At 68.9% G+C, this 13,450-nt stretch carries 13 protein-coding genes; 6 read left to right on the plus strand and 7 right to left on the minus strand.

Annotated elements, in window-relative coordinates; all coding sequences use genetic code 11:
• Positions 1–106: 106 nt before the first annotated feature.
• Complete coding sequence (yrfG, locus tag PcP3B5_RS02425) at positions 107–769, minus strand: GMP/IMP nucleotidase (protein ID WP_061560498.1); 663 nt, start codon at positions 767–769, stop codon at positions 107–109.
• A 114-nt stretch (positions 770–883) separates the two neighbouring features.
• Between yrfG and nudE the strand changes: the two genes are divergently transcribed.
• From nudE to PcP3B5_RS02455, 6 genes are all read left to right on the plus strand, one after another.
• Positions 884–1,450 carry an ADP compounds hydrolase NudE gene (gene nudE / locus PcP3B5_RS02430; RefSeq protein ID WP_009615159.1) on the plus strand — a complete coding sequence of 189 codons (567 nt, stop codon included), beginning with the start codon at positions 884–886 and terminating at the stop codon, positions 1,448–1,450.
• On the plus strand, positions 1,450–2,268 hold the full coding sequence (cysQ, locus tag PcP3B5_RS02435; RefSeq protein ID WP_061560499.1) for a 3'(2'),5'-bisphosphate nucleotidase CysQ: 819 nt from the start codon (positions 1,450–1,452) through the stop codon (positions 2,266–2,268). The genes nudE and cysQ overlap by 1 nt, the downstream gene beginning before the upstream one ends.
• A 627-nt stretch (positions 2,269–2,895) precedes the next feature.
• Positions 2,896–3,708, plus strand: a complete 813-nt coding sequence (gene mutM / locus PcP3B5_RS02440; protein ID WP_043313994.1) for a bifunctional DNA-formamidopyrimidine glycosylase/DNA-(apurinic or apyrimidinic site) lyase — start codon at positions 2,896–2,898, stop codon at positions 3,706–3,708.
• Positions 3,709–3,849: 141 nt separating this feature from the next.
• Entirely contained in the window at positions 3,850–4,428 is a 579-nt protein-coding gene (locus PcP3B5_RS02445; protein WP_061560500.1) for a lysophospholipid acyltransferase family protein, read from the plus strand.
• Between the two features lie 84 nt (positions 4,429–4,512).
• Positions 4,513–4,854, plus strand: a complete 342-nt coding sequence (locus tag PcP3B5_RS02450; RefSeq protein ID WP_043269552.1) for a hypothetical protein — start codon at positions 4,513–4,515, stop codon at positions 4,852–4,854.
• Between the two features lie 45 nt (positions 4,855–4,899).
• Positions 4,900–6,765, plus strand: a complete 1,866-nt coding sequence (locus tag PcP3B5_RS02455) for a Na/Pi cotransporter family protein (RefSeq protein WP_058487710.1) — start codon at positions 4,900–4,902, stop codon at positions 6,763–6,765.
• Between the two features lies 1 nt (position 6,766).
• Here PcP3B5_RS02455 and ggt read toward each other — a convergent pair whose 3' ends face one another.
• The 6 genes from ggt to PcP3B5_RS02485 form a co-directional block, all read right to left on the minus strand.
• Positions 6,767–8,470: a gamma-glutamyltransferase gene (gene ggt / locus PcP3B5_RS02460; RefSeq protein ID WP_061560501.1), complete on the minus strand. Its 1,704-nt coding sequence runs from the start codon at positions 8,468–8,470 to the stop codon at positions 6,767–6,769.
• Positions 8,471–8,614: 144 nt separating this feature from the next.
• Complete coding sequence (locus PcP3B5_RS02465) at positions 8,615–8,866, minus strand: YfhL family 4Fe-4S dicluster ferredoxin (protein WP_009615176.1); 252 nt, start codon at positions 8,864–8,866, stop codon at positions 8,615–8,617.
• A 123-nt stretch (positions 8,867–8,989) separates the two neighbouring features.
• Positions 8,990–9,469 (minus strand): pantetheine-phosphate adenylyltransferase, encoded by a 480-nt coding sequence (gene coaD / locus PcP3B5_RS02470; RefSeq protein ID WP_009615178.1) that lies wholly within the window; start codon positions 9,467–9,469, stop codon positions 8,990–8,992.
• A gap of 185 nt (positions 9,470–9,654) precedes the next feature.
• Complete coding sequence (locus PcP3B5_RS02475) at positions 9,655–11,250, minus strand: GMC family oxidoreductase (protein ID WP_061560502.1); 1,596 nt, start codon at positions 11,248–11,250, stop codon at positions 9,655–9,657.
• Between the two features lie 42 nt (positions 11,251–11,292).
• Complete coding sequence (locus tag PcP3B5_RS02480) at positions 11,293–11,838, minus strand: hypothetical protein (protein ID WP_061560503.1); 546 nt, start codon at positions 11,836–11,838, stop codon at positions 11,293–11,295.
• 33 nt (positions 11,839–11,871) lie between these two features.
• Positions 11,872–13,302 (minus strand): coniferyl aldehyde dehydrogenase, encoded by a 1,431-nt coding sequence (locus PcP3B5_RS02485; protein ID WP_061560504.1) that lies wholly within the window; start codon positions 13,300–13,302, stop codon positions 11,872–11,874.
• Positions 13,303–13,450 lie beyond the last annotated feature (148 nt).

The raw sequence follows: 13,450 nt of genomic DNA on the forward strand, positions 1-13,450 counted from the left end.
TACCCTGTAACGGCGCTCTTCGTAGGATGGGTTGAGCTTGCGAAACCCATGCGGCGGTGGTGATGGGTATCGCTTCGCTCAACACCATCCTACGACGGTGTTCTTCCTACAGGCCCTCGATCAAGGTGCGGTAATCCTCTACCGCCGCGAACTCCGCCGTGTCCTTCGCTCCCTGGCGGCTGTCCGGCTGGCGTACCGCCAGCAGGTGGCCGACACCGAAGTCGCGGGCGCTGCGCAGGATCGGCAGGCTGTCGTCGATGAACAGGCTGCGCGCCGGCTCGAAGCCGAAGTCGGCGTGCAGGGCCTGCCAGAACTGCTGGTCTTCCTTGGGGAAGCCGTAGTCGTGGGAGCTGATCAGGCGGTCGAACCAGGGCGCCAGCTCCACCCGCTCCAGCTTCAGCGACAGCGAATCGCGGTGCGCGTTGGTGATCAGCGCCACGCGCTTGCCGGCGCGGCGCAATGCGGCGAGGAAGGTGTCGGCGTCCGGGCGCAGGGCGATCAGGTGCGCCACCTCGCGCTTGAGGTCGCGGATCGACAGCTTCAGCTCGCGGCTCCAGAAGTCCAGGCAATACCAGTTGAGCTGCCCGGCGTTGTCGCGGAACAGCGGCAGCAGCTCGGCGTCGGCCTGCTCGCGGTCGATGCCGTGGTGCTCGGCGTAGCGCTGCGGCAGGTGCTCGAGCCAGAAATGGTTGTCGAAGTGCAGGTCGAGAAGGGTGCCGTCCATGTCCAGCAAGACGCTGTCGATCCCGGCCCAGTCCAGGCGTGGCATGTTCTGCCCTGTCGCGAAGTGCCGTCCTGTCGCCATCGAGGCGCAAGGATCGGCACGGATTATCGGAAAAGGCGGGTATCATAGCCCACCCGGACCCGCCCCAGGAGTCGTCCCATGCGTCAGAAACCCGAGGTGCTCGCCCGCGAGATCGTCGCCAAGAGCCGCCTGTTCGCAGTCGAAGAGCTGCAGTTGCGCTTCGCCAACGGCGTCGAGCGGACCTACGAGCGCCTGGTGGGCAAAGGCCAGGGTTATGGCGCGGTGATGGTGGTGGCGCTGCTGGACGCCGAGCACGCCGTGCTGGTGGAGGAATACTGCGCCGGCGTCGACGAATACCAGCTGTCGCTGCCCAAGGGCCTGGTGGAGCCGGGCGAGGACGTGCTGGCCGCGGCCAACCGCGAGCTGAAGGAAGAAGCCGGCTACGGCGCGGGGCAGCTGGAATACATCACCGAGCTGTCGTTGTCGCCGGGCTACATGAGCCAGCGCATCCAGGTGGTGCTGGCCCGCGACCTCTACGCCGAAAGCCTGCCCGGCGACGAACCCGAGCCGCTGCGGGTGGACCGCATCAACCTGCGCGAGCTGTCCAGCCTGGCGCAGAACGCCGCCTTCAGCGAAGGCCGCGCCCTGGCCGCGCTCTACCTGGTGCGCGACATCCTGATCCAGCGTGGGGAGCTGCAGCTCTGATGCAAGACCTGATTCCATCCGTCGTGGCGCTGGCGCAGCGCGCCGGCGAAGTCATACTGCCGTTCTGGCGCAGCGAACTGAAAGTGGACGAGAAGGCCGACGCCTCGCCGGTGACCGCCGCCGACCTGGCCGCCCACCGCGTGCTGGAAGCGGGCCTGCGGGCGCTGGCGCCGGAGGTGCCGGTGCTGTCCGAGGAGGATTGCGCCATCGCCCTGGCCGAGCGCAGCCAGTGGTCGCGCTGGTGGCTGGTCGACCCGCTGGACGGCACCAAGGAGTTCATCGCCGGCAGCGAGGAATTCACCGTCAACGTCGCCCTCATCGAGCACGGCAAGGTGCTGTTCGGCGTGGTCGGCATTCCGGCCACCGGCCGCTGCTATTACGGCGGCGCCGGTCTGGGCGCCTGGCGCCAGGATGCGAGCGGCGCGGTCGAACCGATCAGCGTGCGCACTGCGCCCGCCGAAGCCTTCACCGTGGTGGCCAGCAAGCGCCACTCCAGCCCGGCCCAGGAACGCCTGCTGGCCGGCCTGGGCGAGCGCTTCGGCGACCTGGAGCTGGCCAATATCGGCAGCTCGCTGAAATTCTGCCTGCTGGCCGAAGGCTCGGCCGACTGCTACCCGCGCCTGGCGCCCACCTCGCAGTGGGACACCGCGGCGGCCCAGGGCGTGCTGGAAGGCGCCGGCGGCGAAGTGCTGGACCTGCGCGGCGAAGCCTTCACCTACGAGGCCCGCGAGGATTACCTGAACGGCTCCTTCCTGGCCCTGCCGAAGGCGGCGGCCTGGCGCGACGAGCTGATCCAGCTGGCCCGCGCGCTGGATTGATTTCCCGCGCCCTGCGCACTAAATCGCTTCCCGTAGGAGCGGACCTTGTCCGCGATAGCCGGATACACCGGCGTGGTTCGCGGATAATATCCGCTCCTACGCCACGCCTCCGCGCCATTCCCATGTAGGAGCGCGCCCTGCGCGCGAAATCGCGGGCAGGGCCCGCTCCTACAGTTCAACTGAGGCATGGTGCTTCCCGTAGGAGCGGACCTTGTCCGCGATAGCCGGACACACCGGCGCGATTCGCGGATAAGATCCTCCTACGCCACGCCTCCGTGCCATTCCCATGTAGGAGCGCGCCCTGCGCGCGAAATCGCGGGCAGGGCCCGCTCCTACAGTTCAACTGAGGCATGGTGCTTCCCGTAGGAGCGGACCTTGTCCGCGATAGCCGGACACACCGGCGCGATTCGCGGATAAGATCCGCTCCTACGGGGCTGCAAGGGAAACACCCGTAGGATGGTGTTGAGCGAAGCGATACCCATCAGCGCAACCGCATGGGTTTCGCAGGCTCAACCCATCCTACGAAGAGCATCTCGGCGCAGCCGGCAAGACAGCTGCCCCTGGCAAGCGAAGCGGTTCGCGAGCAAGCTTGCGCCTACAGACAGATCATCATCGCCGTGACTTTCCATGCCTGAATTACCCGAAGTCGAAACCACCCGCCGGGGCATCGCGCCCTACCTCGAAGGCCAGCGCGTCAGCCGCGTGGTGGTCCGCGACCGGCGCCTGCGCTGGCCGGTGCCCGAGGACCTGGACGTGCGCCTGTCCGGGCAGCGCATCCTGCAGGTCACGCGGCGCGCCAAGTACCTGCTGCTGGAGGCCGAGGCGGGCACGCTGATCAGCCACCTGGGCATGTCCGGCAGCCTGCGCCTGGTGGAGTGCGGCCTGGCGCCGGCCAAGCACGAGCACGTGGACATCGAGCTGGAGTCGGGCCTGGCGCTGCGCTACACCGACCCGCGGCGCTTCGGCGCGCTGCTCTGGAGCCAGGCGCCGCTGGAGCACGAGCTGCTGCGCCACCTGGGCCCGGAACCGCTCACCGACGCCTTCGAGGGCGAGCGCCTGTACCAGCTGTCCCGCGGCCGCAGCATGGCGGTCAAGCCGTTCATCATGGACAACGCCGTGGTGGTCGGGGTGGGCAACATCTACGCCACCGAGGCGCTGTTCGCCGCCGGCATCGACCCGCGCCGCGAGGCCGGGAGCATTTCGCGGGCGCGCTACCTGAAGCTCGCCGAGGAGATCAAGCGCATCCTGGCCATCGCCATCGAGCGCGGCGGCACCACCCTGCGCGACTTCGTCGGCGGCGACGGCCAGCCCGGCTATTTCCAGCAGGAGCTGTTCGTCTACGGCCGCGGCGGGGAGTTCTGCAAGGTCTGCGGCAGTACCCTGCGCGAGGTGCGCCTGGGCCAGCGCGCCAGCGTCTACTGTCCGCGCTGCCAACGCTGAGCGGGCGCTTTTCCGCTATTGCTATCGGGTGGTTCGCGAGCAAGAACTAGGCGCCCCCCTCGCTCCTACGAAGAGCGGCCGCCTGGAGCGAGCTTGCTCGCGAACCCTGCCCTGCACCCATAACAACAAGAAGGTCCATCGATGTCCGGCAACTACCTGCCCCGCAACCCTTTCGCCGAATGGCTCGGCCACGGCATGCTCAAGGCCGCCGGCTGGCGCATCGAAGGCGCCTTGCCGCCTCTCGACAAGTTCGTGGTGATAGGCGCGCACCACACGTCCAACTGGGATTTCATGCTGTTCCTGGCGGCCAAGTTCGTGCTGCGCCTGAACGCCCGCTGGTTCGCCAAGCACACCCTGTTCCGTTGGCCGTTCGGCGGCCTGCTGCGGCGCTGGGGCGGCATCCCGATCCAGCGCCACCTCAAGCTGAACACCGTGGAGCAGGCGGTGCAGGCCTTCCGCGACAGCCGCGAGATGATCCTGATCATCTCCCCCGAGGGCACGCGCAAGAAGGTCGAGCGCTGGAAGATGGGCTTCTACCACATCGCCAGCGGCGCCGGCGTGCCGGTGGTGCTGGCGGCGCTGGACTATGGCAACCGCCGCATCGTCATCGGCGAGCCGTTCTGGCCGAGCGGCGACGAGGCGGCCGACCTGCAGCGGATGCTGGCCTTCTACCGCCCCTTCGTGCCGAGGAAGCCGGAGCACGCCTTCCTCGGCGGTTGATGGCCATCACGCTGACAAGCCCTGTCGCGCTGATATAGTTAATGGCAGTCTGCCTGCCAACCCAGCATAAAAAGGATTTACGCCATGAACCTGTTCCGCGCCCTGGCCGTCGTTCTGGCCCTGACCTTCGGTCTGTCGGCCGTTACCGCCCAGGCCTCCGACGCGATCAGCAACACCTCCAGCGGGGACCCGATCTACAGCACCGACTCGCCGCCGTTCTACAAGATGCTCGGCGACCTGATCATCGCCCGCCCGCTGCTGCTGGGCGCCACCGTGATCGGCACCGCGGCCTTCATCGTCAGCCTGCCGTTCACCGCCCTGGGCGGCAATGTCAAGGAAGCCGGCCAGGCGCTGGTGGTGGATCCGGGCAAGGCCACCTTCGTGCGCTGCCTGGGCTGCACCGAAAGCGGCTACAAGCAGGACTGATCCTCTGTCGCGCCGGTACGCCGGCGCGCCCTTGCCGAGGGGGCCATGGCCCGTAGCGAACTGAAGAAGCACCTGCGCCCGCTGCTCCTGCTGCTGGCGGGGGGCGGGCTCGGCTACGCCTTCTGGTCCAGCGCCGGGCTGCTGCAGCTGGGCGCGGGCCTGGCGCTGTTCCTGTTCGGCATGCAGTGCCTGGAGGAGGGCCTGCGCGACCTGGCCGGCAGCCAGTTGGAGCTGTGGCTCGAACGCAGCACCTCGACGCCGTCCAAGAGCCTGCTGTTCGGCCTGTGCGGCACCTTCGTGCTGCAGTCCAGCACCCTGGTCTCGCTGCTCACCATCGCCTTCATCAGCACCGGGCTGATCCAACTGGCCAGCGGCATCGCCATCCTCTTCGGCGCCAACCTCGGCGCCACCAGCGGCATCTGGCTGCTGGCCCTGGCCGGGCAGAACCTCAGCCTGAGCCCGCTGGCCCTGCCGCTGCTGGTGTTCGGCGTGCTGGCCAGCTTCAACGGGCCCAAGAGCAAGGCCGCCGGGCGCATCCTCATGGGCATCGCCTTCATCTTCCTCGGCATCGACCAGATCAAGGAAGGTTTCTCCAGCTTCGGCGACGCCATGGACATGACCGGCCTGCAGGCCGAAGGCGTGCTGGGCGCCCTGCTGTTCGTCGGCATCGGCACCCTGGTCACCGTGGTGCTGCAGTCCAGCCACGCCACCCTGATGCTGACCCTCGCCGCGCTGGCCGGCGGCCAGCTGGAGCTGGGCCAGAGCCTGGCCATCGCCATCGGTTCCAACGTCGGCAGCAGCGTGACCACCGCCTTCGTCGGCTCCCTGGGCGGCAACCGCAACGGCCAGCGCCTGGCCCTGGCCCACGTGCTGTTCAACGTAGTCAGCGGAGTGATCGCCTTCATCCTACTGGCGCCGCTGACCTGGCTGGTGCGCTGGCTGACCGCCCAGGTCGGCCTGGGCGACAACCTGCTGATCCAACTGGCGGCCTTCCACACCCTGTTCAACGGCATGGGCGTGCTGCTGTTCTGGCCGTTGCAGACGCGCCTGGCGCAGTGGCTGATCCGCTGGCTGCCGGACGTCGAGGAGCCTTCGGTGCTGATTACCGACCTGGCCCCGGCGACCGCGGTGCAACTGCCGGAGCGCACCCATGCGCGCTACCTCAGCGAGCGCGCCCTGGATTCGGCGGACGCCGCCGCCAGCGCGGTGACCCAGGAGCTGCAGCACCTGGGGCGCCTGAGCATCGAGGTGATCTGCCACGCGCTCTACCTGCCGGTGGACCTGCTCAACCAGCCGAAGGTGGACGAGGCCGCCCTGCACGCCGGGCCGGAGCGCTTCGCCATGGACGCCCAGGCGCTCTACCAGCAGCACATCAAGGGCGTGTACGGCGACCTGTTGAGCTTCATGGGGCGCCTGGAGACGCCGCTGGACGAGGCGCACCAGCATTTCTGGATGGCCTGCCAGGTGGCGGCGCTGCAACTGGTGGACGCGGTGAAGGACGCCAAGCACCTGCAGAAGAACCTGGGGAGGGCGCTGCAGGGCGAGCCTTCGGTGGCGCGGGAATGCTACCTGGAGCTGCGCCGCCACCTGCTGGGCGCGTTGCGCGAGGTGCGCGCCATCGGCGCCCTCGACCCCCGCCAGCTGCCGGAAGGCGCCTGGGCCGCGCGCCTGGCGCTGTTCGACGAACAGGCCGCGGAGTTCGACGGCGCCTTCCGCAACCGCCTGTTCGCCGCGGTGCGCCGCCACGAGCTGGACGGCGCCCAGACCAGCTCGCTGATGAACGACCTGGGCTACGCCAGCCGCATCGTGCAGAGCCTGCGCAACGTGCTGCAGCTGCGCGCCGAGCAGGGCCTTGACGGCGCCCTGCCCGAGCGCGATGCCGACGGGGCGCCCTCGCTGCTGGTGCCCTGACTCAGTAGTGCACCGTGGTCCCGGCGGCCAGGCCGATGCCGCGCGGGTCGCTGGCGGCATCCACGTTCCCGGTCTTCTTGCGCCACAGCAGCACCTGCTGGTTGCCGTAGGACGGGGCGACTTCCTTGAGGCTGTAGCCACGGCCATTCAGCTCGGCCTTCTGCGCCTCGGTGAAGGTGCGCGGCTCGTGCTCCAGCACGTCGGGCAGGTACTGGTTGTGGTAACGCGGCGCGCCCACCCAGCTCTGCACCGAGCGGCCGTCCAGGTACTGCAGCATGGCCAGCAGCACCATGCTGGGGATGCGGCTGCCGCCCGGGGTGCCGAAGGCCGCCAGTTCCTCGGGGCTTTCGATGAAGCTCGGGCTCATGCTCGACAGCGGGCGCTTGCCGGGGGCGATGGCGTTGGCCGCGCTGCCGGCCAGGCCGTAGGCGTTGCTGCCCTGGATGTCGGCGGCGAAGTCGTCCATTTCGTCGTTGAGCAGCACGCCGGTGCCGGGCGGGGTGAAGGTGGAGCCGAACGGCAGGTTGACCGAAAGGGTGGCTGCCACCGCATTGCCCTGTTCGTCGATCACCACGAAGTGCGTGGTGTGGTCGCCCTCGCGCCAGCTCGGCGCCGGCGGCAGGGACGCGCTGGGCGTGGCGCGGCGCGGGTCGATGCCGGCGGCCAGGCGCTTGAGGTAGTCGGGGGCGAGCAGTTGCTGCACCGGGTTGGCGATGCGGTCCGGGTCGCCGAGCATGCTGCGGTCGTGGTAGGCGCGGCGCAGGACCTCGGCCACGTAGTGCACGCGCTGGATGGGCTCGGCCTTCTGCCAGGGCAGCTGGGCGAGCATACCCAGGCTCTGGGCGATGGCCACGCCGCCGGCCGAGGGCGGCGGCGCGCTGACCAGCTCGCGGCCGTCGCCCAGCGGGTAGCGCAGCGGCTGGCGTTCCACCACCTGGTAGCTGCGCAGGTCTTCCAGGCTCCAGACGCCGCCGGCGGCGCGCACGCCCTGCACCAGTTGCTCCGCCGTCTCGCCTTCGTAGAAGCCGCTGCGGCCGTAGCGCGCCAGGCGCGACAGGGTGTTGGCCAGGTCCGGCTGGCGCAGCAGGTCCCATTCCTCGGGCAGGTTGCCCTGCTGCAGGAAGATGCGCGAGGTCTCGCGGTCCTTGCGCATGGCTTCCAGGCGGCCGGCGGCGCGGGTGATGTAGATGCGGTCGACGGAGACCCCGTCGGTGGCCAGGCGGATCGCCGGCACCAGGTTGTCGGCCAGCGGCTTGCGGCCGAAGCGGCTGGTGAGCTCCACCAGGGCCGCGGGCAGGCCGGGGATGGCGGCGGCCAGCGGGCCGTTCAGCGACAGTTCCGGCTGCACCTTGCCGTTGCGCACGTACATCTGCGCGCTGGCGGCCAGCGGCGCGCGCTCGCGGGCGTCGATGAAGCGGTAGCTGGGCGTCGGCCCGGCCTGGCGCAGCAGGAAGAAGCCGCCACCGCCCAGGCCCGAGCTGTAGGGTTCGGCCACCGCCAGGGCGGCGGCGATGGCCACCGCGGCGTCGAAGGCGTTGCCGCCGCCGGCGAGGGTTTCCAGGCCGGCCACGGTGGCCGCCGGGTGGGCGCTGGCCACGGTGGCCTGGGCGACCGGCTGGCTGGCGGCATGGACGCTGGCGGCGCCGAGCAACAGCAGGCCGCAGGCGAGGGCGAGGGAACGGAAACTGTGGTTCAGCAGGGACATGGCATCTCACGAATCGTCGGGTGGCCCCGGACTGGCATCCGGGAAAAACCACGGGAGCGAATTGGGAGGATAGACAATCCCGCCGCGTCGCGGTTGCCGAATGCCCTGTGGGATTTCGGCGATCCGCCTGTCAAGCCCGCGCGGTCAGGCCTTGCCGGTGATCTTGAGGTACTTCTGCATCAGCTCGTCCTTGCTCTCGACATGGGCGTCGTCGAGGGGGATGCAGTCCACCGGGCAGACCTGCTGGCACTGCGGCTCGTCGTAGTGGCCGACGCACTCGGTGCACAGGTTCGGGTCGATCACGTAGATCTCCTCGCCCTGGGAGATGGCGCCGTTCGGGCACTCGGGTTCGCAGACGTCGCAGTTGATGCAATCGTCGGTGATTTTCAGGGACATCGAAAAACTCCGGCCTTGGCCCATGGCCAGGCTGTCAGCAACAGGAATGCTGCAATTTTGCCGCATTGGCGTGCGCGTTGCACGCCGGCCGGATCAATTGCCGCCTTCCCTGGCGGCGCCCGGTCAGCGCTTGAAGCGCTCGGCCAGGGCGCTGGACACCGCGGGATGGACGAACTTGGTGATGTCGCCACCCAGGGCGGCGATCTCGCGCACCAGGGTCGAGGAGATGTACGAATACTTCTCCGACGGGGTGAGGAACATGCTCTCCACGTCCGGGGCGAGCTGGCGGTTCATGTTGGCCAGCTGGAACTCGTACTCGAAGTCCGACACCGCGCGCAGGCCGCGCAGCAGGATGTTGGCGTTCTGTTCCTTGACGAAGTGCGCGAGCAGGGTGGAGAAGCCGACGACTTCGACGTTGGGCAGGTGCGAGGTGACCTGGCGCGCCAGTTCGACCCGTTGTTCCAGGGGGAACAGGGGGTTCTTCTTGGGGCTGGCGGCAACGGCGATGATCACCTGGTCGAACAGCCGCGAGGCCCGCTCGACCAGATCGGCATGGCCTTTGGTGATGGGGTCGAAGGTACCCGGGTACAGCACTCGGTTCATCGCAGCGTCCTGGTGGTTCAAGGGGCAGGCGTGGGCATTGGCGGGGCTGGATGGTAACGCAGCAGCCCGGATGGGCCAAGCGACCTTGGTAGTGCCCGCCGGCGCGGACTACCGGATTTTCCCGGGAGGAAACCGCCGGCCGGCGCGCAAGGCCCGTGGCAGAGCCTTCGCGCCGGGATCGGGGCTCAGGCCTTGCCCAGGCGCTCGGCGAGGCCGCTGGCCAGCTGCGCGGTCAGGCCGTAGACCGACAGCTGCGGGTTGGCGCCGATGCTGGTGGGGAACAGCGAGCCGTCGTGGATCGACAGGTTCTCCAGCTGGTGGTGGCGGCCGAGGCTGTCGCACACCGATTGCCGCGGGTCCTCGCCCATGGCGCAGCCGCCCATCACGTGGGCGCTGCCCAGGCGGGTGCGGTACAGCTCAAGGCTCAGGCCGTCGATCAGCGCGCGGGCTTCGGCGGGCGTCTTCACGTAGCCGGCGTCGGCGTGCAGCGGCAGCACTGTCTTGGCGCCGGCGGCGAACTGCACCTCGGCCATGGTGTGGAAGGCGCGGCGGATGCCGTCCCAGGTGTAGTCGGTCATGCGGTAGTCGAGCACCGGGGTGTCGTCGCCGCGCAGGCTCACCGTGCCCACTGCGCTATCCGGGTGGAAGCCGTCGCGCATCAGGGCGAGGATCATGTTGGTGTGCGGCAACTGCTCCATACGCAGGGCGTTGTCGACGCCGAAGCGGCCGAGCAGGGTGGCCGCCAGGGCCGGCTGCAGCGGCGGCACTTCCAGCTTGTAGGACATGTGCCCGGCGGTGCCGTTGTCCCACTGGAAGTGGTCGGAGTAGATCGACTGCGGCGCGCCGTAGAAGGGGTTGACCACCTCGTCGAACTGCGCGGCGCTGAAGTTCACCACGTGCAGGAAGGTGCGCTGGCCGACGCGGCCGTTGGGGTCCGGCGCCTTGGAGCGCAGCAGCACCGCCGGGCTGTTGATGCCGCCGCCGGCGAGCACGTAGTGGCGCGCCTTGACGGTGATCTTGCGGCCGGTGGGCGCCACGCAGCGTGCGTCCATGGCCAGGCATTCCAGGCCGCTGACCTTGCCGCCGTCGTGCAACAGGCGGTTGGCGCGGGCCAGGAACAGCAGCTCGCCGCCCTTGTCCAGGCTGGCCGGGATGGTGGTGACCAGCATCGACTGCTTGGCGTTGGTCGGGCAGCCCATGCCGCAGTAGCCGAGGTTCCAGCAGCCGCGCACGTTGCGCGGGATGACCTTCCAGTGGTAGCCGAGCTTCTCGCAGCCGCGGCGGATCACGTCGTTGTTGAAGTTCGGCGGCATGATCCAGGGCGCCACGCCCAGGCGTTCTTCCATTTTCGCGAACCAGGGGGCCATTTCCGCCGGGCTGTGGCCCTTCACCCCGTGTTCCCTGGCCCAGTGCTCCAGGGTGGCGTCGGGGGTGCGGAAGCTGGAGGTCCAGTTGACCAGGGTGGTGCCGCCCACGGCGCGGCCCTGGAGGATGGTGATGGCGCCGTCCTTGCTCATCCGTCCGATGCCTTCCTGGTACAGGCTGGAGTAGGCCTCCGGCTCCTGCATCTTGAAGTCGGAGCTGGTCTTGAGCGGGCCTTCCTCCACCAGCAGCACCTTGTAGCCGGCGCCGCTGAGGATTTCCGCGGTGGTGCCGCCGCCGGCGCCGGAGCCGATGACGACCACGTCGGCTTCCAGGGTCAGGTCGTTGTCCAGGCGCGAGCCATCGTGGACTTTCCAGCCGCGGGCCAGGCCCTCGGCGAACAGATCGGGTACGGGCATCAGGGGTACTCTCGGGAATTCTTGTTATGGGAGTGGCGGCGCTCAGACCTTCGGCGGCCCGGGGTAGCCGCAGTGCGCCCAGGATTCCGGGCGCCCGTACCAGGCCATCATCACCAGCTGCAGCAGCGAGCTGTGGCCCATCTTCAGCAGGCCGATGGAGCTGTTCTGCCAGCGCTCCAGGAAATGCCTCACGTCGTCCGCGCCGGCCTTCTCCCAGCTGCCCCAGATGCCGGTGAGCGGGCCGCGGGTGACCGGCAGGGCCAGCACGTCGAACAACTGCACGGTGAGCTTGAGCATTTCCGGCGAGAGGTGGTGGAGGGTGTGGTCGAGGCCGGCGAGGCTGGCCTGCACCGCCTCGGCCATGCGCTCGGCCGGCACGGCGCCGGCCAGCATCACCGGGATCAGGGCGCGCAGGAAGGGCAGGTCGGACTCGCGGATGACCTTCATGCCGCTGGCCGGGGTGCTGGCCGAGCAGCCGCTGAGGGTGGCGGTGACGCCGGCGGTGGCCAGGAAGGCGCCGCCGAGCAGGCCGATCTTGAGCACGCCGCGCCGGGAGAGTCCCGGCGCGCTCAGGGAGGTGTCTGTCATTGTTGTTGTTTCACCTGGGTGGAATACGCGGTTTCAGCGGACGAACAGCTTGTAGACCAGTTTCTGCAGCGCCTTGCCGTAGGGCGGGTAGATCACCCGGGCGGCGTTGAAGCGCGGCTTGCTGAACACCGCCTTGGCCTTGCTGAAGGTGAGGAAGCCTTCGTGGCCGTGGTAGTGGCCCATGCCGGAGGGGCCGACGCCGCCGAAGGGCATGTCGTCCTGGGCGACGTGCAGCAGGGTGTCGTTCAGGCACACGCCGCCGGAGTGGGTCTGCGCCAGCACCTGCTCCTGCTCGCGCTTGTCGTAGCCGAAGTAGTACAGGGCCAGCGGCCGCGGCCGGTCGTTGATGTAGGCCAGGGCCTCGTCCAGGCGCTGGTAGGGGACGACCGGCAGCAGCGGGCCGAAGATCTCGTCCTGCATCACCTTCATGTCGTCGTCGACGTTCAGCAGCAGCGCCTGGGGCAGGCGCCGCCCGCTGGCTTCCGGCAGCAGGCGAATGACCTGCGCGCCCTTGGCCTGGGCATCGCTCAGGTAGCCGTTGAGGCGGGCCAACTGGCGTTCGTTGACGATGGCGGTGTAGTCGGGGTTGTTCTCCACCGTCGGGAAGAAGCCCTGCACCACGTCGCGGTAAGCGCTGACGAACTCCTCGACGCGCTGCTGCGGCACCAGCACGTAGTCCGGCGCCACGCAGGTCTGCCCGGCGTTGAGCGACTTGCCGAAGGCGATGCGCTCGGCGGCGTCCTTCATCGGCACGTTCTCCGAGATCAGCGCCGGCGATTTGCCGCCCAGTTCCAGGGTGACCGGGGTGAGGTTCTCCGCCGCGGCGCGCATCACGTGCTTGCCGACGCTGGTGGCGCCGGTGAACAGCAGGTGGTCGAAGGGCAGCTTGGAGAAGGCCACGCCGACGTCCACCTCGCCCTGGACCACGGCCACCAGGTCCTCGGGGAAGACCTTGGCCAGCAGTTCCTTGAGCGCCTGGGCGGTGGCCGGGGTGGATTCGCTCATCTTGATCATCACCCGGTTGCCGGCGGCCAGCGCGGCGGTCAGCGGGCCGATGGCAAGGAACAGCGGGTAGTTCCACGGCACTATCACCCCGGCCACGCCCAGCGGCTGGTACACCACCTTGGCCGAGGCCGGCATGAACTGGATGCCGACGCTGCGCCGCGAGGGCTTCATCCAGCGCGCCACGCGTTTGCGCGCGTAGTGCACGCCGTGCAGGCTGGGCATGATCTCGGCGAGCAGGGTCTCGTCGGCGGAGCGGTGGCTGAAGTCGCGGGAAATGGCCTCGATGATCGGCTGCTGCTCGCGCACCAGCAGGTCGGCCAGGCTCTTGAGCCATTGCTGGCGCTGGCCGGCGCTGGGCTGCGGGTTGGCGCGGTAGGCCTGGCGCTGGCGCTCGAACAGGCTCTGAAGCTGGTTGATGTCCTGCTGCGTCTGCTGCAGGTAGGCGATGTCGGCGACCATGGCGGGCTCCTCGGCGGACCGGCTGGGGGAAGCGCTCCGAGTGGGTGGGGCGCTTCGCGTTGTGCTTGTTGCTGGATTTTTAGAGCAATTACTCTAAAGTGTCAAATAGCATGCCGCGTCAGCGCCGCGCGGCCCACCCAACGAAAAG

Source organism: Pseudomonas citronellolis (assembly GCF_001586155.1).
GTDB lineage: Bacteria > Pseudomonadota > Gammaproteobacteria > Pseudomonadales > Pseudomonadaceae > Pseudomonas > Pseudomonas citronellolis.

What these genes read in the sequence shown, in the direction of transcription:
- PcP3B5_RS02455 (WP_058487710.1), top strand. Translation starts at nt 4,900, where the DNA reads ATGGCCCGTAGCGAACTGAAGAAGCACCTGCGCCCGCTGCTCCTGCTG.
- PcP3B5_RS02465 (WP_009615176.1), bottom strand. Translation starts at nt 8,866, where the DNA reads ATGTCCCTGAAAATCACCGACGATTGCATCAACTGCGACGTCTGCGAA.
- ggt (WP_061560501.1), bottom strand. Translation starts at nt 8,470, where the DNA reads ATGTCCCTGCTGAACCACAGTTTCCGTTCCCTCGCCCTCGCCTGCGGC.
- cysQ (WP_061560499.1), top strand. Translation starts at nt 1,450, where the DNA reads ATGCAAGACCTGATTCCATCCGTCGTGGCGCTGGCGCAGCGCGCCGGC.
- PcP3B5_RS02480 (WP_061560503.1), bottom strand. Translation starts at nt 11,838, where the DNA reads ATGACAGACACCTCCCTGAGCGCGCCGGGACTCTCCCGGCGCGGCGTG.
- coaD (WP_009615178.1), bottom strand. Translation starts at nt 9,469, where the DNA reads ATGAACCGAGTGCTGTACCCGGGTACCTTCGACCCCATCACCAAAGGC.
- PcP3B5_RS02450 (WP_043269552.1), top strand. Translation starts at nt 4,513, where the DNA reads ATGAACCTGTTCCGCGCCCTGGCCGTCGTTCTGGCCCTGACCTTCGGT.
- PcP3B5_RS02445 (WP_061560500.1), top strand. Translation starts at nt 3,850, where the DNA reads ATGTCCGGCAACTACCTGCCCCGCAACCCTTTCGCCGAATGGCTCGGC.
- PcP3B5_RS02485 (WP_061560504.1), bottom strand. Translation starts at nt 13,302, where the DNA reads ATGGTCGCCGACATCGCCTACCTGCAGCAGACGCAGCAGGACATCAAC.
- nudE (WP_009615159.1), top strand. Translation starts at nt 884, where the DNA reads ATGCGTCAGAAACCCGAGGTGCTCGCCCGCGAGATCGTCGCCAAGAGC.
- yrfG (WP_061560498.1), bottom strand. Translation starts at nt 769, where the DNA reads ATGCCACGCCTGGACTGGGCCGGGATCGACAGCGTCTTGCTGGACATG.
- PcP3B5_RS02475 (WP_061560502.1), bottom strand. Translation starts at nt 11,250, where the DNA reads ATGCCCGTACCCGATCTGTTCGCCGAGGGCCTGGCCCGCGGCTGGAAA.
- mutM (WP_043313994.1), top strand. Translation starts at nt 2,896, where the DNA reads ATGCCTGAATTACCCGAAGTCGAAACCACCCGCCGGGGCATCGCGCCC.